We start from the raw sequence: 22,417 nt of genomic DNA, 5'->3' as shown, positions 1-22,417 counted from the left end.
GCGCCGCTCCGCGGGTGGTGCCCCACCCGCGTTGTGGCGTTGAACGCGCGTAACGTACGGCAGCCCCCGCGTAGCGGTGCAAGTGCCGCAGCACGCTGCGGGAGGGACGGCAGGCGCTAGGCCTGCAGGCGCGCGATCCAGGCCTCGACGTCGTCGGCTGTGCGCGGGATGGCGGCGGAGAGGTTCTCCGCGCCATCCGCCGTGATGAGGATGTCGTCCTCGATCCTCACGCCGATTCCACGGAGCTCCGCCGGAACGGTGAGGTCGTCGGGCTGGAAGTACAGGCCCGGCTCGATCGTGAACACCATTCCCGGCTCGATCACCGCGTCCATGTACATGTCCCGGCGGGCCCGCGCGCAGTCGTGCACATCGAGGCCGAGGTGGTGGCTGGTCCCGTGCACCATGTAGCGGCGGTGGTGGCCGTTCTCGGGAGAGAGCGCCTCGTCCGCGGTGACCGGGAGCATGCCCCATTCCGCGGTGCGGCGCGCGATGACCGCCATCGCGGCGGCATGCACATCGCGGAAGACGGAGCCGGGACGGGCGACGGCGAACGCGGCATCCGCTGCCTCGCGCACTGCCTCATAGACGCGGCGCTGAACGTCGCTGAAGGTGCCGTTGACCGGGAGTGTGCGGGTGATGTCGGCGGTGTAATAACTGTCGAGTTCGATGCCGGCGTCCAGCAGGATCACGTCTCCGGGGGCGACCGGACCGTCATTGCGGGTCCAGTGCAGGATGCAGGCGTGCGGGCCGGACGCCGCGATGGTGTCGTAGCCGACCGTGTTGCCGTCGACCCTGGCGCGGGTGTTGAACACGCCCTCGACCAGGCGCTCGCCGCGCGCGTGGGAGCTGGACCGGGGCAGGTCGCGGATGACGTCGTCGAAGCCGCGGGCCGTGGCTGCGACGGCCTGCCGCATCTGCTCGATCTCGTACGGGTCCTTGACCAGGCGCATTTCGGAGAGGTCGCGGGCGAGCCGGGCGTCCTGCTCGTGCTCGTCGTTGACTTCGAGGCTGAACGGGGTGTCCGAGGCGTTGTTGTTCAGCACCTTCTCCGCTGCGAACCGCAACCGGGCCTCGTCGACACGGAGGGTGAACGCGGGGTCAGCCTCGCGCAGCACGAGGGTTTCGGTGTCGACGACGGTGAAGACGTGGTCGAGGTCGGCAATGCCGCGCACCGCCACCGCGAGGTCGCTGGCCACCTGCGCGATCGAGGGCCGCGCGCCGATCCAGAATTCGCCGATCTCCGGGTTGGCGTAGAACTCGTCGGAGTCCCGTCCCGCGCGCTCGCGGAAGTAGACGGTGGCGTCGTGGCCGGCGCCTCCGCGGCGCGGCTCGAGCACGAGCACGGCGCCGGGCTCCGAATCGCTGCCCCAGCCCGTGAGGTAGGCGAAGGCGGAGTGGGCACGGAACGCATAGTCGGTGTCGTTTGCGCGCTGCTTGAGCCGGCCGGCCGGGATGACCAGGCGCTGCCCCGGGTAGAGCTCCGACAGGCGTTCGCGCCGCGCCGCAGCGAATGACGCCTGTTCCCGTGCGCCGGGCATGGCGTCGGTGCGTTCAGCCCATCGGCTGGAGATGTACTCCTTGAACACGCTCGAGGCAGGCGTCGTCGAGCGGTTTTCGTTCGTGCGGGGCGCGGGGGTGGTAACGGTGTCAGTGGAATCGGCCATAGGCGTATTCTCTCACCGCTGGTCGGGTGCCCGCTGAGTGCATTCCGTCGCGCTCAGCCGCCTGCCGTCGGCACCAGCGTGGCGACGATCGGGCGGTGGTCGCTGCCGGCCGAGTCACGGGACTCGATCACGTGCATGCTCCGCACGGTCCAGTCGGCGGTGGAGAGCACGTGGTCGATCGGACTGCCGAGCAGGGGAGGCAGGTTGACCGGCCAGGTGCCCACCGCGCCGGAACCCGCGGCCAGTCCGGCGTCGCCGCATGCGCCGAGGACGCCGCCGCCGGCATCCGCTGGATCGCCGGTCGTGCTGCTGGCCACAGCGGATGCCTCGCGGCCGGCCATGTGGTCCACAGTCGCGTTGAAGTCGCCGGCCATGATCACGCTGCCTTCGTTGCACTGGGTGGCGAGCCAGTCAAGGTCCGACCGCCAGTTCGACATCTCCCATTGGATCGGGGCGACGGCGTGCACCGCGATCACGGTCGGGCCATCGCCGTCGACCGGCGTCGCCACCACCGTTGGCAGGACATTCGTGTTTCCGGGCGGCCCAGACCCGACGTCGTTCCGCACCGCGTAGTCGCCGAGAGTCGGGCTGATCAACAGTGTCGTCGAGCGGGCCTTCGAGACCAGGTCGAAGGCGACGGTGTGCACCCACATCGGTCGCCCACCGTCGCGCATGAGTTCCGCCACCTTCACCCCGGTGATCTCCGTGGTCTCCGGCAGCGCGACAATATCGGCACCCTCCTCGAGTGCCAGGTCGGCGATCGCCTTCGCGCCGGGCGCGTCACCCAGGGTGTTCCAACTCAGCACCGTCACATCGTCGGATGTCGCGCCCTGGCCGGAACCGGCGGGGGCGACTGCCGCGGCATCCGCTTCGGCACCCCCCACACCGACGCCGCGTACGACGAGGATCGCCGAGTTGGCGACGATGAACAGCGCCAGCACGATGGCCAGGGCTGAAGCCACGCGCCGCACCGGCTTCAGCATGGTGAGCACCAGCAGCAGCACGACCGCCACGGCGGCGCAGACCACCGCCAGGCCGCGGAGCGACACGATGTGCGCAACCACCCACGCGTTCTGCAGGCCCACCAGTTGCGGCACCGTGAGCACGGCCAGCACGACGGCAGCGACGAGCGCGATCGCGGCGGGCAGGAATCGGTGGGTCACGACGACTCACCCTAGGCGAGATTTCTGAGCGGGCACTTGAATGCTGCAGGGAAACGGCTCGGAACTAGCATGGGGAGATGGGTGCTGTCAGGCGGTTCGCGGGTCCGATCGATCTGCATACCCACTCCAGCGTGTCGGACGGCACCGAAACACCCGGCCGGCTCGTGAGGGCGGCTGCCGTCGCTGGCATCCGCACTGTGGCGATCACCGACCACGATTCGACGGCCGGCTGGCCAGAGGCGACGCGCGTCGCGCACGAAATCGGAATCACGCTCATACCCGGAATGGAATTCAGCACCCGGGTCGAGCACTCGAGCGTGCACCTCCTGGCGTACCTGTTTGACCCGGCCAACGCCGCGATCGTCGCCGAGACCGGGCGAATCAGGCAGGCCAGGCTGGTCAGGGCCGAGCAGATGGTGCACCGGATCGGCGCGGACTACGCGCTGACCTGGGACGACGTGATGGCGCAGACGTCCGACGGTGCGACCGTCGGCCGCCCGCATATCGCCGACGCCCTGGTGGCGCGCGGCCATGCCCTGACGCGCAGTGAAGCGTTCGCCGGGATCCTGCACTGGAGCGCCGGATACTTCCAGCCGCACTATGCACCGAGCCCGTTGCACGCGGTTCGCCTGGTGCGGGCGGCCGGGGGAGTGCCGGTGCTGGCACACCCGGCTACGCGGGGGGTCGGCGAGCTGGTCTCGGAGTCGCGCCTGGCCGAGCTTGTTGACGCCGGGTTGTTCGGCCTCGAACTGGACCACCGTGAGAACAAAGCGGATGCCCGGGCCAGGCTGGCCACGCTCGCCGAGAAGTACCATTTGGCGGTCACCGGCTCCAGCGACTATCACGGCTCGGGCAAGCCGAACCGGCTGGGCGAGAACACGACCGCGCCCGAGGTGCTCGAGGCGATCATCGAGCAGGCGACCGGCGCTGAGCCGGTCTACCCGGGATAACCGGGCGCGCCGGTCGGCTCGCTCGCAGACATCCTCCTTGCCGCCGCGAGTGCGGGCAAATGGTCGCCTGGTGGGGTGGTGAGGCGGCATCTTGGCCGCACGCGCTGGTTCCCGTGCGTCGCGGGCGCGGGTGCCGCCGCGGGTGCCGTTGCCGCCGCGGGTGCCGTTGCCGCCGCGGGTGCCGTTGCCGCCGCGAGTGCGGGCAAATGGTCGCCTCGTGGGGTGGTGAGGCGGCATTTTGGCCGCTCGCGCTCACCGACGGGGTGGGCGCGGACGGGGTGGGCGCGTGCGGGGTGGGCACCGAGGAGACGGATGCCCATCTCCTCGGTGGCCCCGAGTGGTTTACGCCTGGCCGGTGCTGCCGGACTGCGGTGAGCGACGTCGGTTGCGGCTGCGCCGGCGCGGCGCGCTGTTGCCGTCATGGTGCTCAACGCCGCCGCCGTCGTGCGTGCCGGCCGCGGGGGTCGCCTCGGGGGCGTCAGGATTGGTGGTCCTGCTCACCCGGGTGCGGGTGCGGCGTTCCGGGCGGTCACGGGTGCCCGTGCGGCCGCCGGTCACGGGCGATTCCGCAGTGGCATCGGCGGCGATGGTCGTTGCAGACTCGGTGTTCGAAGAGCCCATGGTGTCCGAGGCCGGGGCGACTTCGGAACGGCGTCCGGAATCCGAGCGGCGCGAGCGCCCGCCTTCCGAGCGACTGCCTTCCGAGCGACTGCCTTCCGAGCGTCCGCCTTCCGAACGACCCGAGGCCGAGCGTCCGGAATCCGAGCGACCGGCACCAGAACGACCTCCGCGACCGGAGTCCGGACGGCTCGAGTCAGAGCGTCCATCCGAGCGTCCACCAGAGCGGCCGCCGACGGGCGGGCCGTCCTTGATCGGGGTGGCCTTGAGGCGCCCCTTGACGCCGGCCGGGATGTTCAACTGCTCGTAGAGGTGCGGCGACGACGAGTACGTCTCGAGCGGCTCCGGCTGGCCGAAGTCCAGGGCGCGGTTGATCAGCGCCCACTTGTGCAGGTCGTCCCAGTCCACGAAGGTCACGGCGATGCCGGTCTTGCCGGCGCGGCCGGTACGACCGACACGGTGCAGGTAGGCCTTCTCGTCTTCGGGGATGGTGTGATTGATCACGTGCGTGACGTCATCGACGTCGATGCCGCGCGCGGCGACATCCGTTGCGATCAGGATGTCCTTCTTGCCAGCCTTGAACGCCGCCATGGCGCGCTCGCGCTGTTCCTGGTTGAGGTCGCCGTGCACCGCAGTCGCGTTGAACCCGCGGTCGCCGAGCTCTTCAACGAGCTTGGCGGCGGCGCGCTTGGTGCGGGTGAAGATGACGGTCTTGCCACGGCCCTCTGCCATCAGGATGCGGCCGATCACTTCGTCTTTGTCCATGTTGTGGGCACGGTAGACGAGGTGCTCGATGTTGGCCTGCATCAGGCCCTCATCGGGGTCGCTGGCGCGAATGTGGATCGGCTTGTTCATGAACCGGCGCGCCAGGGCGACGATCGGGCCCGGCATCGTCGCCGAGAACAGCATGGTGTGCCGGGTCGCCGGGGTCTGCGAGAACAGCTTTTCGATGTCGGAGAGGAAGCCCAGGTCGAGCATCTTGTCGGCCTCGTCGAGCACCATCTCACGCACGTTCTTGAAGCTGAGCAGGCGCTGGTTGGCAAGGTCGAGGAGGCGCCCGGGGGTTCCGACGACGATCTGTGCTCCGGCCTTGAGTTGCTCGATCTGGCCTTCGTAGGCCTTGCCGCCGTAGATCGAGACGATCTTCGTGTCGCGGTTCTTGGCGGCGAGGTCGAGGTCCTCTGACACCTGCACGCAGAGTTCGCGGGTGGGGACCACGATCAGGGCCTGCACACCCGGCTCGGGAGTCAGGCCGAGGCGCTGGATCAACGGGAGGCCGAACCCGAACGTCTTGCCGGTACCGGTCTTGGCCTGGCCGATGATGTCCTGGCCGGCGAGGGCAAGGGGGATGGTCTGGGTCTGGATGGGGAATGGTTCGAGAATGCCCTTTTCAGCGAGGGCGTCGACCATGTCCTGGTCAATATTGAGTTCGGAAAAAGTCACGAATGGATGCCTGTCATTACTTAGAAGAGGATGCGCCGTCTTCTGTCTCAGGCGCAATGCCGCCGATCCGATGCCGGTGGCGTGCGTCCAGCTTACTGGACGGGTGCCGAAAGGAGGCTGGGACTAGCCGGTGTTCTATGCTGGCTGGGTGGTCTCGTGGTTTCGTCGGCGCACATCGCGCAGTGAGGTCCCCCGGCTGAAACCCCGTGGGGAGACGCGAGCGACCACCAAAGTGGACATCAGCGATCTCACGCCAGAGCCCATCTCCTACCTGGCGCAGGCGGCTTACGTGCAGCTCGGCGCGTTCCAGGGCCTCTCCGCTGCCGTGGCGGCGGCGCCGAACCTGTCGTCGAAGGAGGGACTGAGCCTCGCGGCTGGCCGCGCCCTGACCAAGCACCACGGGCTGATCGCCGAGATCCGCCGCCGGGGCGCGGAACCCTCCGAGGTGATGGCCGCATTCGCCCCAGCGCTCGACCATTTCCACCGCATCACAGCCGGGAACGACTGGCACGAGCTGCTGCTCAGCTGCTACCTCACTGCCGGCCTGCTCGACGACTTCTTTGCGCGGCTCTCGGGGGGACTGCCCAGTGACGTCGGTCCGCGGGTGGCCCACGTGCTGGCCGAGGACGCCGGCACCGAGGTGCTGGTGCACGAGTTGCAGGTGGGCATCGCGGCCGACCCGATGCTGGCGTCGCGGCTGGCGATGTGGGGGCGCCGCCTGGTGGGGGACACCCTGCTCGTCGCCCGCTCAGCAATGCACGCCTCGGGCGACCTCCCCGCGGACGAGTCGCGGATCGAGCCCGTGTTCACCGAACTGATCGCGGCGCACACCCGCCGGATGGACGGCCTCGGCCTCACCGCGTGACAGCGGACGCGGTTCGCATCCATCTCACCGGCATCCGCTCACCGGGGTGGCCTGATGTTCTCGTGCAACGGATGCCCAGCTCCCGTCAGCGCACCGGCCGCAACAGCGCGAGCCTGCTCGCGGCCCGGGCGAAATCGCGAGGCAGCGCCTCCGCACGGAGCGCCGTTTCCGGTGGGTGGACGCTGACGATGTGCAGCGTGGCGTCCCGGTCGCACAGTACATCGACCAGGTTCGCGAATCGTTGTCTGGCCTGCGGGGTCGCGGCACCCAGCACCGGCACGTCATCCAGCACCCAGGTGTTGAAAACGGATGCCCATTCCAGGTAGTCGGCGACCGATGCGTCGGCCTCGCACAGGTCATCGAAGCGGAACCAGACCTCGTCGCCGTTCACGCGCCGCGCCGTGAAACGATGACCGTCGGCATCCAGCGTCGTCTCCTCCGACGGATGCGGCAGGGCTCGTCCCTCGGGGGTGAGACCCTCCGCGGAAACGGCCCAGGTTCCGGCCGCGAATCCTCGGCCGACAGGCCCGCCCCGTCCGTCGCCGTCACCGCCGTGCCCGCCGGCCGCAACGGTCGCCCGCGCACCGGCGCGCCGGAAGTCGACCGTGCCACCCAGCTCGACGATGTCGAGGTGGGCCTCCAGCAGGGCGATGGACGGTTCGATCAGGTCGTGGAAGCCCGGGTGCGGAAGGAGGCCGGCCGGCGGATAGTTCGAGGTCACGAGGAGCGTGATGCCGCGTGAGAATACCACCTCGAGTACCCGGGAGATCAGAACGGCATCGCCGGAGTCGTGCACGTGGAACTCATCGAAGTAGAGCAGGTCGACACCGTCGAGCAGATCGGCGATCGCGTCGCCGACAGCGTCCCCGTGCCCCGGTTCCGCCGCCGTCCGACGCCGCCAGATGGCCTGGTGCAACTGGCGGAAGAACCCGTGGAAGTGCACGCGCCTCTTCGCCGTCGTGGGTAGCCCGTGGAAGAACTCATCGCAGAGCCAGGTTTTCCCGCGGCCGACGGACCCGTGCACGTACACGCCGCGGCTCGGCGGGCCGGGCCGGCCGGCGGCATCCATCGTGGACCCGCGGAGCACGAGCCGCTGGAGGCGGTCGGCCAGCAGGCGCTGGTCGGCGTCGAGTACAGCGGTCACTCGGGTCCGCCCTCGAGAATTCCCCTCAGCCGGGCCAGGTCCGCGGACACGGTCGCGGCGTCAGCGGCGAATTCGGCCTCGGTCACCCCGGGCCGGCGGCTGAGTGTGAAGACCACGAGCGACCCACCGGGTGCCGCGATGACCCGCATCGGATTCCGCACGGTCTCCCCGTTCGGCAGCGTGACGTCGTGGTCGAGCACCCCGTAGTCATTCCGCGGTGCGAACGCGACGACCACTCCGCCCATCGGCGACTCGGCGATCCACTTCCCGTCCACCCGGTGCACCGCGGCGCCCAGGCCGGCGGCCCACGCCGGGAGGTTCTCCGGGTTCCGCACGTAGTCATATACATCGGCGACGGGACGCGCTACGGTGACGTCCACATGACGGGCGACGGATGCCGCGTCCGGGTCCGCCGGGTGCTCGAATGAGATCTCGTCCCAGTCACGCACCTCCCACGATGCGACCACGCCGTTCTCCACGAACGGGTCCCCGGCGGCGAACTCCTCGGCCGACTCGCGCGTGGCGAACACGGCCATCGCTCCGTAGTCCTGCGCGCGGGCGAATGCCCCGATCCGGAGGAGCGTGCCGCGTTCGTGGAACTCGCGGGCGCGGGCCCCGTGGGCGGCGAAGTAGAGCGGCGCCGTCGACGCGATGTTCGGCGCCGGCTCGTACACCAGCACGTACTTCATGATGGCCCCCTTCACGATGACCTCCGGCTTGGTAATCTACGCCGTCACCGGCCGTACAGCGCACCCGCTCTCGTTCGCGTAACGATCGGGTGGGAAGCCTCGACATTGCCAGGCGTCGTCGCAATGGTGAAGCCATGAGCCAGAACGCACAACGCCGTGACCGGGCCGGCCGCGGGTACGCGCCCGCGGTGGGCATGGCGCTGATCGTCGTCGTGCTCAGCGGATGCGCCAACCTCCCCGGCGGCCCGGGCGGCCGGGACACCTGGAACGAGCCCGCGGCGATCGTCGACGGCTACGACTGCCTCGCGCCGAACCTCGGCGGCTGGCTGGTCGAGCCGGAGGTCCAAGGCGACGGGGCGCCCGCGGAGTCGGGCGAAGCCGCCGGCCCCGCGCACCCGGACGCTCCACCGGTCGGCCGCGTGCCCGAGGGCTTCGAGCCCGTCGCCGCGATCCGCTGCAACCTGATGGGAAGCATCGAGGACGCTGACGGCATCTGGAGCGGCACCACCGCCGACACCCTGACCGGTGACCTCGGCCCGCTGCTCGCGGCACTCGACCAGCCCGACGACGCCGCCTGGCTCGGTCCGTGCACCGCCGACATGGAGCTGGTGCCGCCGCTGTGGCTGGTCGACGCGACCGGCCGGGCGATTCACGTGCACTACCCGGTCACCGGATGCGGGAAAACGAAACCCGCCGCGCGGGAGGCGCTCGCGGGCCTCACGACGAGTGAAACCACGACCTTCAAGCGTCGGTTGATCCAGCCCCGGGCGGCGATCCAGGCCGGATGCGATGCCGCGTGGACCGCGCCCAGCGCCGAATGGTCGACGCGGGGCGTCCCGCAGGTCATGACACTGCCGGTGCCGCACTCTCCGTCCACCGCCGGGCCGCACGGGCCGGACTCCGTGATCGGCGCCACGGCTGAGCCCGCTTCACCGTCGTCCGCCCCGATTCCTCACACGGTCGACGGGATGCGCTGGTGCCGTTATGCGACCCAGCCGACCGTTCCCCACGCAGCCGTACCCGATGCCGGGGGGCCCGCATTGGAGGGACTCATCACGCTCCGGACCGGGCGCTTCGTCTCGGGCGGACTACTCGACCAGGCCGACGCCCGGCGTCTGCGTGCGGCAGCCGAGGCCGCACCGGTCGCCGCGCCCGACGCCGCGCCCGACGCGGGGTCGTGCGAACTCGCATCCGTCGCCTTCGTCGTGCTCTGGCCGCTGCGGGACGGCCAAAGCGTCGGCTCGGCGCTGACCGCGGAGCTCGACGGCTGCGGCCTGTTGTACCGGAACGGGGTCGCTCCCCACCCACTGCCGGCGGACGTGCGCGAATTGCTCGCGGGGCTGGCCGCCGCGTGACCCCTCAGGAACGCGCTACGCGCTTTTCGGTGCGCCGGACTTCGTCAGGGCGTGCAGCATCCGCTGGTCGCTGTGCGTGCGTCGGCGCGAGAGCACCAGATCGGCGGAGAGGGAGGCCACCCCCGCCAGGATCAGGGAAACCCACCAGATCCAGCCGCCGTCCCATTTCCAGCCGAGCCAGGTGAGTGCCACCCAGACGACGGATGCGACGGCGATCCCGATCGCAGGAACCAGTGCGAACCCCTGGGTGGAGCGGCCGGGAAGTACGTACCGGGCGGCCAGTCCCACAATCGCGCCGCCGAGGGCGACGAAAAGGAGTTCCATCGGTGTGCCTAGGCGACGAAACCGACGCGACGGGACTCTTCGGTCCCGATCTCGACGTAGGCGAGGGCGCTGGTCGGAACGATGAACAGGCTGCCCTTCGAATCGGTGAGTTTCAGGTACCCGGTCTGGCCGGCGAGGGCTGCAGCCACAGTTTCCTCGACCTCAGTCGCGGGCTGGTTGGTCTCGAAACTGATCTCACGGGGGGTGTTGAAGATGCCAATGCGGATATCCACCAGGTGCGCCTTTCGTTGCCTACCCGCCCAGATTACGACAGAACCGCGGGGCGCCCTGACACCGTTCACTGTCGGCGCAACCGGCCGGCGAGTAGCGGATGCGGGCGAGCGGGTGTGCGCGGCCCTGTCGGTGGTCACCGGTACCGTGGATTTCGTGACCAGTACGGGATTCGAGACGACAGCCGAGCAGACGCTCCCGGGGGATTCCTTCCTGGACGACTCCTTCATCGACGACTCGGTACTGGTTGATTCCTTCCCGCCCGCGTCGATCCTGGATGCCGCCCAGCGCGCCGCCCTCCGGCTGCCCGACGGGACGTCCGCGGCCGTGATCGGTGCGCCCGGCACCGGGAAGACCACCACCCTGGTCGAACTTGTCGCCGAGCGAGTGCTGGGGCGGGGGTATTCGCCGAGCGAGGTGCTGGTGCTGGTTCCGACCCGCACCGGCGCGACGACACTCCGCGACACGCTCGCGCTGCGGCTCGGGGTGCCGAGCAACGGGCCGCTGGCGCGCACCGCGAACTCCGTCGCCTTCCAGGTCGTGCGTGACGCCCATGTCGCCGCCGGCGAAGCCTCCCCGACCCTCCTCACCGGAGGTGAGCAGGACCAGATCATTGCCGAGCTGCTGCAGGGGCATCTCGATGAGGGCACCGGACCGGCGTGGCCCGCCCACCTGGGGCCCGACGTGCGACGGCTCCGCGGTTTCCGCACCGAACTCCGCGACCTGATGATGCGCGCGGTCGAGTACGGCGTGCCGCCGGCGACCCTCGCGCGCCTCGGCGCCGACCACAACCGGCCGGAGTGGGTAGCCGCCGCCGCCTTCATCCGCGGCTACGAAGAGGTGAAGGACCTCGCCCGGCCCGGCCAGTACGACTCCACCGAACTCGCCCAGTATGCCGCGGCACTGGTGCAGGCCGCCGAGCCCGGTCCCGCCGGGGCCGCGTCACTCGGCGCGCTTGCCGGCCTCCGTTTGATCGTCGTCGACGACGCGCAGGAGTCGACCCAGGCCACGCTCACCCTGCTCGCCCAGTTCGCGGCCAGGGGTGTGGCCGTCGTCGCGTTCGGCGACCCCGACATCAGCACCGGGTCGTTCCGGGGCGCCCATCCGGATGCGCTGGGTCGCCTGGGCAGCTACCTCGGCGTCGACCGGGTGGAGACAGTGGTACTCGGCTCGGTGTACCGCCACGACCAGGCCGTGCGCACCGTCGTGCGTGAGGCCACGGCCCGCGTCGGGACCGCTGCAGCCGGGACCCAGCGCTCCGCGGGGCCGGCGAGCCTGGCCGACACGGCGGCCGGCCCGCCGCAGCCTGCTGCGCCGCGGGCCGCCTGGGAGTCCGCACCGGGCTCCGAGGCGGGATTCGTCCAAACCGTCGTCACGGCGACGCCCGCCGACCAGCTCGCCGTCATCGCCCGGCGGTTGCGTGAACGCCACGTGATCGGTCGGATCCCGTGGGGCGAGATGGCCGTGATCGTGCGCAGCGGCTCGCTGGTGCCGGCCCTCGCCAAGGGGCTGGCCGCCCTCGAGGTCCCCACCCAGGTGGCCACCGTCGCCACGGCGCTCCGCGACGAACACGCCGTCAAGGCTTTCATCCTCGCCCTCGACGTGACCCTCGGCCGGCGCCCCCTTGACGGCCAGGCCGCCGTCGACCTTCTCGGCGGCCCGCTGGGCGGGCTCGACCCGATCACCTTGCGCCGCCTCCGCGCGGCGCTCCGGCAACAGGAACTCGACGGCGACGGCGATCGCAGCGCCGACGAATTACTGGTGGAGGCGCTCTCCGTGCCCGGTGCGCTCGCCATGATCGAAACCCGGACCGCCCGCCGGGCGGCAGCGTTCGCGGACAGCCTGCGCGCGGCATCCGCCGACTACCGGGGCGGCGCGACGATCGAGGAGCTGCTGTGGGGGCTGTGGCAGCGGAGCGGCCTCGCCACCGCGTGGCTCGAGCAGTCGCGCGGCACCGGCATCGTCGCCGACGAAGCCAACCACAACCTCGACGCGGTCGTGGCCCTGTTCTCCGCCGCCACGCGGTTCGTGGAGCGCACCCCGGACGCGCCGCCCGTGCTGTTCGTCGAGCACCTGGTCGACACCGACGTCCCCGAAGACACCCTCGCGCCGCGGGCGCAGACCGACGCCGTCGTGGTCTCCACCCCTCCCGGCATGATCGGACGCGAATTCGAGGTCGTGGTGCTCGCCGGCGTGCAGGAGAACGTCTGGCCTGACCTCCGCATCCGAGGCTCACTCCTCGGTGCCGGCGACCTGGCCGCGCTCGCGTCGGGCACCGCGGACACCGCGACAGGTGCCCCCACCGATGCCCGCACCGCGGTGCTGCACGACGAGCTGCGGATGTTCGCCCAGGCCGCCTCGCGCTCCACCCGCGAACTCCTGGTGACCGCCGTCGACAACGAAGACAACCATCCGTCGGTCTTCCTGCGGCTGTTGCCGCAACCTGATCCGGGCGTGGCCAGCCGCTACCCGATGTCGCTGCGCGGCATGGTCGGCCGACTGCGCCGCGACCTGACCGGGGCGCTGCGCCAGACCCCGTCGGGTCGCGGGGGCGCCCTCACCCAGGTCCGGGCAGCGGATGCCGCGGCCACGCTGGCGAGACTGGCCAGGGAAAGCGTGCCCGGCGCCGACCCGGCCGAATGGTACGGACTGCGGGAGCCCTCCACCACCCGGCCCCTCAACGATCCGGAGGCCGGCGACGGTCCGGTTCGGGTCTCGCCGTCGAAGATGAAAGCGTTCGAGAGTTGCCCGCTGCACTGGCTGATCGGCCAGATCGGCGGCGGCACCAGCAACACCGCGGCGAACCTCGGCACCATCATCCACAAGGCGCTCGAGGACGCGACGACGCAGCGCGACATCGCCGGCGACACCAGCACAGACATCAGCACAGACATCAGCCCTGACTCGCTGTGGAATGCGGTGGAAGCGCGCTGGAGCGAGCTCAGCTTCGACGCCGACTGGCAGTCGCAGGTGCAGAAGCGGGAAGCCCGCGCGCTCACCGACCGCCTCGCCTCCTACCTGGCGGATTTCGAACGCGCCGGCGCGACCCTGCTCAGTGCCGAGGGACACTTTGAGCTCGAGGTGGGCACCGCGGTGCTCTCCGGCACCATCGACCGGGTCGAGCAACTCGCCGACGGACGAGCCGTGATCGTGGACCTGAAAACCGGCAAGGGCGACCCCGTCAATGACGCCGGAGTGGCTGACCACCCCCAGCTCGGCGCCTACCAGCTCGCCTTCCACGACGGTGCGATCGACGCTGCACCGGCTGACGCCGAACTGGCCGGCGCACGGCTGGTCATCGTGTCTTCCGGCACGGTCAGGCAGAACTACCGCAATCCCATGCAGCCCGCCTTCGGCCCGGACGAGCTCGCCGCCTTCCGTGACCGGGTCATCGCCGACGCCGCCGGGATGGGCGGAGCCGTCTTCCTCGCCGAGATCGCCGACCACTGCCTCGACCCGTGGTCATTCGGGTCCTGCCGCATCCACGTCATCAAGCAGGTCAGCTCATGAACACCAACAACAACACCAACACCAACACCAACACCAACACCGCCACCAACACCGCCACCAACACCGCCACCAACACCGCCGCGCCCGCGCCGACGATCTCCGCGCCGGCCATCGCCCGGGCGCTGGAGATGTTCCCGCCCACCGCCGAGCAGCAGACTGTGATCGAAGCGCCGCTGTCGCCGGTGCTGGTCGTGGCCGGCGCCGGCAGTGGCAAGACCGAGACCATGGCCAACCGGGTGCTGTGGTTGCTGGCGAACGGCCTGGTGCGTCCGGACCAGATCCTCGGCCTCACCTTCACCCGCAAGGCGGCCGGAGAACTGGGCAAGCGCATCGGTGACCGCATCGCGCAGCTCGAGAAGGCCGGCCTGATGCCGAGGGCCGGCAACACCGGGTCAGCGCCCGGCGCCCCCGACGCCACCGACCTGTTCAATTCCCCGACGGTCGCCACCTACAACTCCTTCGCCAGCCGGCTTTTCAGCGACAATGCCCTGCTGCTGGGACGCGAACCGGAGTCTGTGCTCCTCACCGAAACGTCGGCCTGGCTGCTCGCACGCCGGGTGGTCATCGACCACGGCGACAGTCGGCTGGTCCCGTACGGCAAGAAGCTCGACGCGGTGACGGATGCCGTGCTCGAGTTCAGTCGGATCCTCGCCGAGAATCCACCCCCGTTCCGGCCGGGGGAACCCGCGGTTCCGCACGACCTGGCCGGGCTCGCCGACAGCTTCGGATACCTTGCCGACCTCCCGTACGGCAACCCACGCAAGAACAAGCCGTACGACTCCGTCGTCACCGCCATCGCTGCCGTCGCCCCCCTGCCGGTGCTCGCTGAGCTGGCCCAGCGCTACCAGGACGAGAAGCGTCGGCTGGGGCTGATCGAATTCTCCGACCAGGTCGCCCTCGCGCTCGAGGTGTCGCAACGGGTCGACAGCGTGGTCGCGCACTACCGCGACCAGTACCGGGTGGTCCTCCTGGACGAGTACCAGGACACGTCGGTGCTGCAGACCCGGCTGCTGAGCACACTGTTCGCCCAGCATCCGGTGATGGCGGTCGGGGACCCCCATCAGTCGATCTACGGCTGGCGCGGGGCCAGCTCGGCCAACCTGCTCGGCTTCTCTCAGGACTTCGCCGCCCTGCCGAACGCCGAGCTGCCGACAATGTCGCTGTCCTACACCTGGCGGAACCCGGTGACCGTGCTCGATGCGGCGAACGCGCTGGTCGCACCGCTGAGCGAGGCGCTGCGTGCACGGCCGGGCGGCATCCAGGTCGACACCCTCAAGGTGCCGGACGGCAAGGAACAGGGGAAGGTCGACGGCGCCGTGTTCGAAACCATCGCCGAGGAAGCCAGCGCGATCGCCCGCTGGTTCGCCGAACGCCTGCCGGAGGGCAGCGAACACTCCGCGGCGATGCTGTTCCGGGCCCGGCGAGACATGGACTTCTTCGCCGAGGTGTTGCGGGAACACGGCGTGCGTGCGCACGTGCTCGGAATCGGCGGGCTGCTGTCGACGCCGGAGATCGCCGACGTCGTGAGCGTGCTGCGGGTCGCACACGATCCGTCTTCGGGCACCGAGCTGATCCGGGTGCTCACCGGCGGGCGCTGGCGCGTAGGGCCACGCGACCTGCAGGCGCTCTCCGGCGTTGCCGGCTGGCTGGCGGCCCACGACTGGGCACAGAAGGCCCTCAGTGACGAGCTCAAGGCGAAGGTTCGGGCATCCGTTGCCGCCGAAGACACCAGCTCCCTGGTCGACGCGCTCGACTTCGTCGCCACGGCGCCGGCCGGGCACAGCCAGCTGGTTGGATTCAGTGAAATCGGGCTGGAACGCCTCCGAGCGGCCGGCGCGCAACTGGCCTGGTTCCGCTCCAGGGCCGGCCTGCCGCTCCTCGACTTCGTCCGGCTGATCGAGCAGGAACTGCTGCTCGACGTCGAGCTGGTCGCCAACGAGTCCCGCGGACTGGGCCTGGCCAACCTATACGCCTTCCACGACGCCGTGGCAGCCTTCCAGGACAGTGACGAGCACGGTACCCTCGGCAGTTTCCTGCGCTGGCTGAAACGCGCGGAACTGCAGGATGACATGGGGCCCCGCACCGAACCGGCCGAACCCGGCACCGTGCAACTGCTCACCATCCACGGCTCCAAGGGCCTGGAATGGGACTTCGTCGCCATCCCGGCGCTGACCGAGAACTCCGTGCCCGCCAAGGCGAAGGATGGAGCCGGCTGGCTGCGCTTCGGCGAACTGCCCTACCCGTTCCGCGGCGATCGCGATGAATTGCCCGAGCTGCGCTGGCGCGGCCTGGCCACGCAGGCGGACTTCGACGAGGAGTTCGGGTCGTATAAGGCGGCTCTCGGGGCGCGGCACGACGCCGAGGAACGCCGACTGATCTACGTGGCGACCACACGGGCGCAGCAACAACTGCTGCTCACCGGGTCGTTCTGGGCGGCCGGCAAGACCCAGCGGCGGCCCAGCCGTTTCCTCGCCGAACTGGCCGAAGCCGGCATCGTTCCCGCCCTGCCGGTCGCCAGCATTACCGAGGAAAGACCGGAAACCACGCAAGACGGCACCGAATCCTGGCCGTTCGACCCGCTCGGCACCCGTCGCGGCACGGTGGAGGCCGCTGCCGAGCGGGTGCGGGAGGCGATGGACAGCGAGACGCACGTCGATTCGCCACTGGCGCGCGAGATCACCCTGCTCCTCGAGGAGCGGGCGGAGCGCCAGGCCGGGGCGGGCTTCGTCCCGCTCCCCACCCGAATACCGGCCTCTCGATTCAAGGATTACGTCGACGACCCGCAGGCCGTGGCGGCGGGCCTCCGCCGCCCGATGCCCGAACGGCCCTACCGGGCCACCCGGCTCGGCACGCTGTTCCACGCCTGGGTCGAGCAGCGATCGGGCCTGGCCGGATCCGGCGATCTGATCGACGCCGGACTCGCCGACTTCGACACCGAGCGCGAGTGGGGCACCGCGGGTGGCGCTGGCGCACCGGGTGCGGCGCTCGCCGGTGTCGGGCTCAGTGACGCATCCGCCCCCGGCGCGACTCTCGCCGGCACCGAGCAGGAACAGCTGAACCGGCTCAAGGCCACCTTCGAGTCGTCACCCTGGGCCGGCCTGAAGCCGGATGCGGTGGAGATCGAAATCCACTACGTGCTGGCCGGGCAGGTGTTCATCTGCAAGCTCGACGCCGTCTACCGCACCGCAGACGGCTACCAGGTCGTCGACTGGAAGACCGGGAAGGCGCCCAAGAACGCGGCAGACCTCGAACTCAAGCAGACCCAGCTGGCGCTGTACCGACTAGCGTTCGCCCAGTGGAAGGGCATCGACCCCGATCTCGTCGACGCCGTGTTCTACTTCGTCGCCGACGACGCCATCATCACGCCGGAGCGGCTCTACTCCGAAGACGACCTGGTGTCGGCGTGGTCGTCGGTGTGGTCGTCGGTGGTGGCGGCATCCGTTGTCGCGCCGTCGTCAACGCCGCGGTCGAACCCCGCGCCCGTGTCAGCGACGGGGATCGGCCCGGTCGCTGCAGCGTCGGGCGAGTACTCGAGGGACTCGAACTCCGATAGGTCGTAGGAATCGGTGTGCATCGCGGCGGCCGGCTCGCGGCTCGCCTGTGCTCGTGCGCTTCGGTGCAGCGGAGTCTGGTCCAGCATCGCCTCGACGTCTGACACCTCGAGCACGGGCCCGGTCTCCGGCGAGAGCGGATGCGAGGAACGATTGTGCACCGTGTCCACCAGCCCGTCGAGCATGGCAACGGCGTCGTCGACGATGTTCTGGTTGCGGGTGTCGGTGCCGTGAAGCAGCCAGCGGACCAATTCCAGCTCGGCGTAGAGCATGGCGCGCTGGGTGATTCGCTGGTCGCTGCCCTGGCGGGCTTCGGAATAGGCGGCGACCGCGGTCTCCGCTGCGGCTCCCCGGGAGGCGAGCAGCCAGTGCAAATCGCGGGCCGGGTCGCCGACCGCGAGCCCCGACCAGCCGAGGATCCCCGATACCGCGTCATCGGTGATCAGGAATGACTCCGCCGACAAGGACCCGTGGATGACCGTGGGCGGGAACTGCCACAACGCGTCATCATCGGTGGCCTGCTCCCAGCGGCGCAGCAGTGCCGCGGGCAGGTAGCCGGTGTTGGCGGCCCGGTCGATCAGGTCGATCGTCGAAGTACGGCACTCCTCAGCGCTCTGCTGGGGGAGCCCCGCCGTGCCGATGAACGCGGTGGGGAGGCTGTGGATGGCGGCGATGGCGCGGCCGATGGAGCCGGCCACGCCGGCGTGGCCGGTGAGGGCGTCGGTGTCGTACGAGTCGCCGGGAAGCAGCTCATAGACGACGGCGCGGGTGGAGCCCACCGGCGCCTGGCCGACGAACTCGGGAACGTCGAACGGCAGCCGGCTGCGATTGCCGACCGTCAACGCGCGCAGCGCGACCAGGTCGGCCGACTGCTCAGTCTCGGCGGCCTGGGAGGTGGGAACCCGAGCGATCAGCCGCCGTCCGTCGCGCCCGATGACGAGCGCCGAATCGAACATTCCGTGCGCGCCGTGACTGTGCTTGCGCGCCTGCGCGACGTCCAGGCCGGGAACGGCGGACGTGACCAACGCGGCTAGAGTGAGGTGGGATCTGGCCATGCCTTCTAGGTTAGGTCGAGATCCCCCCGGCGTGGCCACCGCCACGCCTCCACATCACTTCGGCTGCAGCCAGAGATCACACGAGGTCGCCATGTCGTTCGCGTTCACGGCGCGATTGCCGCTCTCCCGGCATGAGGTCGACCGCGACCACATTCGTCGCGCCAGCGACACCCTGTTCGAGACGCTGCGAACGGATGCCGCGGCCCGGGTTCTCCCGTTGTGGCGCGGCAAGGCGCTGGTCGCGGTCGCTTCCGCGGCCGAGCGGGAGACCGGCCGGGCACACCTCGAGCTGGTGCGCCCAGGCCTCGTTCCGGACTCGCTGCTGACCCTCTACCTCGGCCTGTCCCTGGCCACCGACCTCGAGGAACCGGCCGGCACGCCACTGCTCGCCACCGTCCTGTCCGATGAAGCCGCCGCGGACCTGGAACCCGACGAGGGCCGCTGGATCGGCCTCCGGCAGCTGGCCACCGTGCTGCCCGACCGGGACACCGGCGCGTTCGCCGAAGCGCTCGCGCTGGCGAACTGGCATGCGTCGCACGGGCACTGCCCGCGGTGCGGGGCCGAGACAACCGTTGAAGACGGCGGGTGGACCCGCCGCTGCCCGGTCGACGGGAGCCAGGTGTTCCCGCGCACCGATCCCGCGGTCATCGTGTTGATCACCGACGACGCCGACCGCATCCTGCTCGGGTCGAACGCGATGTGGGAACAGAACCGATACTCATTGCTGGCCGGATTCGTGGAGCCGGGGGAGTCGCTGGAGTCTGCCGTGCTCCGGGAGATGCACGAGGAGTCCGGGCTGCGGGTGACGGACGCGGAATACCTCGGATCCCAGCCGTGGCCATTCCCGGCGTCCATCATGTGCGGCTTCACCGCCCGGCTCGCCGACGACCAGCAGCCGCAGGACCTGCTGCCGGACGGCGAGGAGATCCTCGACCTGCGCTGGTTCACCCGCGACGAAGTGCGCGCCGAGGCCGGAAGGGTCATCCTGCCGGGTGCGGCCTCGATCGCCCGCGCCCTGCTCGAGCACTGGCTGGGCGAACCGTTGCCCGCCGGGGCGGACGGGGTGCGCGCGTGAGCGCCATCCGCCCCCCGGCCGGCGAACCCGTCCGCGCCGCGGGCGCCCTCGTCCCCAGTGGCCCGGATGCCCTCCTCGCCGGCCTCGACGACCAGCAGCGGGTTGCCGCCGAAGCCCTGATCGGTCCGGTCTGCATGCTCGCGGGGGCGGGTACCGGGAAGACTCGGGCGATCACCCACCGCATCGCCTACGGCGTGATGACCGGTGCGTACGCCCCGAACCGGGTGATGGCGCTCACCTTCACGGCCCGGGCCGCCGCGGAGCTCCGCGGCCGGCTGCGCCAGCTCGGCGCCGGGGGCGTCGCCGCCCGCACCTTCCACGCCGCGGCGCTGTCACAGCTCAATTACTTCTGGCCGCACGTGGTCGGCGGGCAGGTGCCCCGGCTGCTCGACGGCAAGGGCCGGCTGCTCGGCCATGCCGCCGAGTCGCTGAAGCTCAAACTCGACACCGCCACCCTCCGCGACCTGGCCGCCGAGGTCGAGTGGCGCAAGGTGTCAGGCCTCAGCATCGAGCAGTACGCGGCCGGCATCAGCGCGCGCGCGCAGCCCGGCCGCCTCACCGCAGACCAGGTCGTCGCCATGCAGGAGACCTACGAGCGGATCAAGGACGAGCGCAAGCAGCTCGATTTCGAAGACGTTCTGCTGGCGATGGCCGGGATGATCGAGGCCGAACCGTCCGTCGCCCTGCAGGTGCGTGAGCAGTACCGGTTCTTCGTGGTCGACGAGTACCAGGACGTGTCCCCGCTTCAGCACGACCTGCTCGCGCTCTGGCTCGGCGACCGCCGCGACCTGTGCGTGGTCGGCGACGCCAGCCAGACCATCTACTCCTTCGCCGGAGCGCGCAGCGACTACCTGCTCGAATTCCCCAAGCGATTCGAAGACGCGACCGTTGTGCGCCTGGAACAGAACTACCGCTCCACCCCGGCGATCGTCGCCACCGCGAACCAGCTCATGCGTGGGCGTCCCGGCGCCCTCTCCCTGCACGCCGCAGCCGCCACCGCCGGCCAGCGGGAGATCCATCCGGAGCCGAGTGTGCGCGAGTACGCCACCGACATGGCGGAGGCGCGGGGTGTCGCCCAACGGATCATCGAACTGATCGAAGGCGGCGCGCGCCCCGAACAGATCGCCGTGTTGTACCGGGTGAACGTGCAGGCCGCGGCACTGGAGACGGCCCTCGGCGAGGCCGGGGTGAGCTACCAGATCCGCGGTTCGAAGCGCTTCTTCGACCTCCCGGAGGTGAAGCAGGCGGTGATGTCGCTGCGCGCGGCATCCGTTTCGATCGTCGGTGAGCCGCTGTTCAAGTCCGTCAGCGACGTGCTGCGTTCCCTCGGCTGGAGCCAGACCGCCCCGGAAACCAGGGGAGCGGTGCGGGACAGGTGGGAGTCGCTGAACGCGATCATGGGGCTGGTGGACCAGGCTGTGCCCGGCACCACGTTCCGGCAGTTCACCGACGAACTGATGGAGCGCCAGGCCGGCCAGCACGAACCGACGGTGGCCGCGGTGACCCTGGCCACCCTGCACTCGGCCAAGGGGCTGGAATGGGACGCCGTGTTCCTGATCGGGCTCTCGGAGGGGCTGGTGCCGATCAGCTATGCGGGCACATTCGAGCAGGTCGACGAGGAGCGCCGACTGCTCTACGTCGGCATCACGCGGGCACGTCGCCGGCTGTTACTGAGCTGGTCCGCGTCGGGCCAGCAGCAGCGCTCCCCGCGAGTGCGATCACGTTTTCTGGAAGAGATCGGCATCCGCACCGCTCGTGCGGCAGGTGCACGCGGCGCCTGACCTTCCCCGTCGCGGCGCTCACCGACAGTGATTCACCGAACAGCGGGCGCGAGCCGGTGCGGAAGCGGTCGTCGACCAGGTCGGCGACCCTGGTCGCCACGTCGATCGACGCGCGCGTGGTCTCGGTCGGCGCGATCGCCCTGAGCAGTTGCGCGGCCATCGCCGGCCAAGCCGGGTCGTCGTCGACGTGAGCGAGCTCCAGGCAGTAGAGGCACGGTCCGCTCCCGGGTTCCACGAGCGGTCCCAGCCGGATCGCCGTGTCGCCGAACACGATGGGCAGGTGCGGGATGTCGCGGTTCAGCCAGCGCCCGTGCCGGGCGGGGTCGAGCGCGTAGTGGCCGACGAGGATAGCGAGGTCGATGGCCGGCGCGGGCGGGCGCAGGGCGGGCGGGCTCCCCGCATGTGGGCTCTCCGCGTCTGCGTGCAGCGCGGTCGGCATGGCGGCAGGGACCGCGGCGGGCATCGCTGCGGTGTTGCGCACGGCGTCGATACCGTAGCCGAGCTCATACAGCAGCGAACGGATGCGCGCGGCAGTCGGTCCCGCACCGTCGACGCATACGACCGGAGGGCCGGGCGCCGGCGGACCCGGATCCGGCTGATGCCGATCCCCGTCGCCGAGCAGGGCCGGCCGGAGCCGCCGCAGCAGCGCGAGGATCTCGGCGTCGGAGGCGCCGGCCTCCCGTCCGAGAAGGATCGCGCCCGACCGGGGAACGCCCGCCCGGAGCGCCTCGAGCACCTGCATCAGGGCGCCGGTCACGCCCGGGAACACCACCAGCGGGTCGTCGACGCCGAGCTGGATGGTGTCGGGCGTCCGCCAGACCAGCGGCACCATCGGGTTGATTCGGTAGATCATGCCCCCATGATGCGCGTCCGCATCCATCCCCGCCCGAAGTTGTCCACACCCCATCGCCGAAAACGCATTTGTTGGGGTTATGCGGGCGTCTTGGACCCAACAAGTGCGTTCTCGGCGAAGTGCGCAGGGAGGGGGTAGGGGGAGGG

Annotated in this window: 14 protein-coding genes and 1 pseudogene; 7 read left to right on the top strand and 8 right to left on the bottom strand. The window is 70.3% G+C overall.

Translation table 11 applies throughout. From position 1 onward, the window contains the following. Nucleotides 1-116: 116 nt before the first annotated feature. Complete coding sequence (locus AB4Y94_RS15565) at nucleotides 117-1,664, bottom strand: aminopeptidase P family protein (protein ID WP_441728866.1); 1,548 nt, start codon at nucleotides 1,662-1,664, stop codon at nucleotides 117-119. 53 nt (nucleotides 1,665-1,717) lie between these two features. Beyond that, nucleotides 1,718-2,827: an endonuclease/exonuclease/phosphatase family protein gene (locus AB4Y94_RS15560; RefSeq protein WP_441728865.1), complete on the bottom strand. Its 1,110-nt coding sequence runs from the start codon at nucleotides 2,825-2,827 to the stop codon at nucleotides 1,718-1,720. A gap of 77 nt (nucleotides 2,828-2,904) precedes the next feature. Here AB4Y94_RS15560 and AB4Y94_RS15555 point away from each other — a divergent pair, with 77 nt between their 5' ends. Beyond that, nucleotides 2,905-3,777 carry a PHP domain-containing protein gene (locus AB4Y94_RS15555; RefSeq protein ID WP_441728863.1) on the top strand — a complete coding sequence of 291 codons (873 nt, stop codon included), beginning with the start codon at nucleotides 2,905-2,907 and terminating at the stop codon, nucleotides 3,775-3,777. Between the two features lie 342 nt (nucleotides 3,778-4,119). Here AB4Y94_RS15555 and AB4Y94_RS15550 read toward each other — a convergent pair whose 3' ends face one another. Then, entirely contained in the window at nucleotides 4,120-5,838 is a 1,719-nt protein-coding gene (locus AB4Y94_RS15550; protein ID WP_441728861.1) for a DEAD/DEAH box helicase, read from the bottom strand. Nucleotides 5,839-6,070: 232 nt separating this feature from the next. Between AB4Y94_RS15550 and AB4Y94_RS15545 the strand changes: the two genes are divergently transcribed. Then, on the top strand, nucleotides 6,071-6,703 hold the full coding sequence (locus AB4Y94_RS15545; protein WP_441728860.1) for a ferritin-like fold-containing protein: 633 nt from the start codon (nucleotides 6,071-6,073) through the stop codon (nucleotides 6,701-6,703). Between the two features lie 85 nt (nucleotides 6,704-6,788). Here AB4Y94_RS15545 and zapE read toward each other — a convergent pair whose 3' ends face one another. Both zapE and AB4Y94_RS15535 read right to left on the bottom strand, forming a co-directional pair. Beyond that, entirely contained in the window at nucleotides 6,789-7,847 is a 1,059-nt protein-coding gene (gene zapE, locus AB4Y94_RS15540) for a cell division protein ZapE (RefSeq protein ID WP_441728859.1), read from the bottom strand. After that, nucleotides 7,844-8,536, bottom strand: coding sequence for a YciI family protein (locus tag AB4Y94_RS15535; RefSeq protein WP_441728858.1), 693 nt, complete (start codon nucleotides 8,534-8,536; stop codon nucleotides 7,844-7,846). Before AB4Y94_RS15535 ends, zapE begins: the two co-directional genes overlap by 4 nt. A gap of 134 nt (nucleotides 8,537-8,670) precedes the next feature. On the opposite strand from AB4Y94_RS15535, the gene AB4Y94_RS15530 reads away from it, so the two are divergent. Further along, nucleotides 8,671-9,891, top strand: a complete 1,221-nt coding sequence (locus tag AB4Y94_RS15530; protein WP_441728857.1) for a hypothetical protein — start codon at nucleotides 8,671-8,673, stop codon at nucleotides 9,889-9,891. A gap of 15 nt (nucleotides 9,892-9,906) precedes the next feature. Here AB4Y94_RS15530 and AB4Y94_RS15525 read toward each other — a convergent pair whose 3' ends face one another. Beyond that, nucleotides 9,907-10,215 (bottom strand): hypothetical protein, encoded by a 309-nt coding sequence (locus tag AB4Y94_RS15525; protein WP_441728856.1) that lies wholly within the window; start codon nucleotides 10,213-10,215, stop codon nucleotides 9,907-9,909. 8 nt (nucleotides 10,216-10,223) lie between these two features. Then, nucleotides 10,224-10,448, bottom strand: coding sequence for a DUF3107 domain-containing protein (locus AB4Y94_RS15520; protein ID WP_441728855.1), 225 nt, complete (start codon nucleotides 10,446-10,448; stop codon nucleotides 10,224-10,226). A 154-nt stretch (nucleotides 10,449-10,602) separates the two neighbouring features. On the opposite strand from AB4Y94_RS15520, the gene AB4Y94_RS15515 reads away from it, so the two are divergent. Both AB4Y94_RS15515 and AB4Y94_RS15510 read left to right on the top strand, forming a co-directional pair. Further along, the gene (locus tag AB4Y94_RS15515; RefSeq protein ID WP_441728854.1) at nucleotides 10,603-13,956 is read left to right on the top strand and encodes an ATP-dependent helicase; all 3,354 of its coding nucleotides are present in this window, start codon (nucleotides 10,603-10,605) and stop codon (nucleotides 13,954-13,956) included. Further along, nucleotides 13,953-17,516, top strand: a complete 3,564-nt coding sequence (locus tag AB4Y94_RS15510; RefSeq protein ID WP_441728852.1) for a UvrD-helicase domain-containing protein — start codon at nucleotides 13,953-13,955, stop codon at nucleotides 17,514-17,516. The genes AB4Y94_RS15515 and AB4Y94_RS15510 overlap by 4 nt, the downstream gene beginning before the upstream one ends. Nucleotides 17,517-17,821: 305 nt before the next feature. Here AB4Y94_RS15510 and AB4Y94_RS15505 read toward each other — a convergent pair. Next, nucleotides 17,822-18,463 (bottom strand): annotated as a pseudogene (locus tag AB4Y94_RS15505) (phosphotransferase); the annotation flags it as partial. Nucleotides 18,464-18,653: 190 nt separating this feature from the next. Between AB4Y94_RS15505 and nudC the strand changes: the two are divergent. Next, entirely contained in the window at nucleotides 18,654-19,637 is a 984-nt protein-coding gene (gene nudC / locus AB4Y94_RS15500) for an NAD(+) diphosphatase (protein ID WP_441728851.1), read from the top strand. 5 nt (nucleotides 19,638-19,642) lie between these two features. Next, entirely contained in the window at nucleotides 19,643-21,418 is a 1,776-nt protein-coding gene (locus tag AB4Y94_RS15495) for an ATP-dependent helicase (RefSeq protein ID WP_441728893.1), read from the top strand. Nucleotides 21,419-22,417: the final 999 nt, after the last annotated feature.

The sequence above is a fragment of the Glaciibacter sp. 2TAF33 genome, assembly GCF_052114945.1.
Classification (GTDB): domain Bacteria; phylum Actinomycetota; class Actinomycetes; order Actinomycetales; family Microbacteriaceae; genus Cryobacterium.
The sequence above is the reverse complement of the archived record's forward strand: the minus strand, read 5'-3'. Positions and strand labels throughout refer to the sequence as shown.

Coding starts and splice junctions, on each gene's coding strand:
- AB4Y94_RS15530 (WP_441728857.1), top strand. CDS start 8,671: ATGAGCCAGAACGCACAACGCCGTGACCGGGCCGGCCGCGGGTACGCG.
- AB4Y94_RS15555 (WP_441728863.1), top strand. CDS start 2,905: ATGGGTGCTGTCAGGCGGTTCGCGGGTCCGATCGATCTGCATACCCAC.
- AB4Y94_RS15535 (WP_441728858.1), bottom strand. CDS start 8,536: ATGAAGTACGTGCTGGTGTACGAGCCGGCGCCGAACATCGCGTCGACG.
- AB4Y94_RS15565 (WP_441728866.1), bottom strand. CDS start 1,664: ATGGCCGATTCCACTGACACCGTTACCACCCCCGCGCCCCGCACGAAC.
- AB4Y94_RS15510 (WP_441728852.1), top strand. CDS start 13,953: ATGAACACCAACAACAACACCAACACCAACACCAACACCAACACCGCC.
- nudC (WP_441728851.1), top strand. CDS start 18,654: ATGTCGTTCGCGTTCACGGCGCGATTGCCGCTCTCCCGGCATGAGGTC.
- AB4Y94_RS15525 (WP_441728856.1), bottom strand. CDS start 10,215: ATGGAACTCCTTTTCGTCGCCCTCGGCGGCGCGATTGTGGGACTGGCC.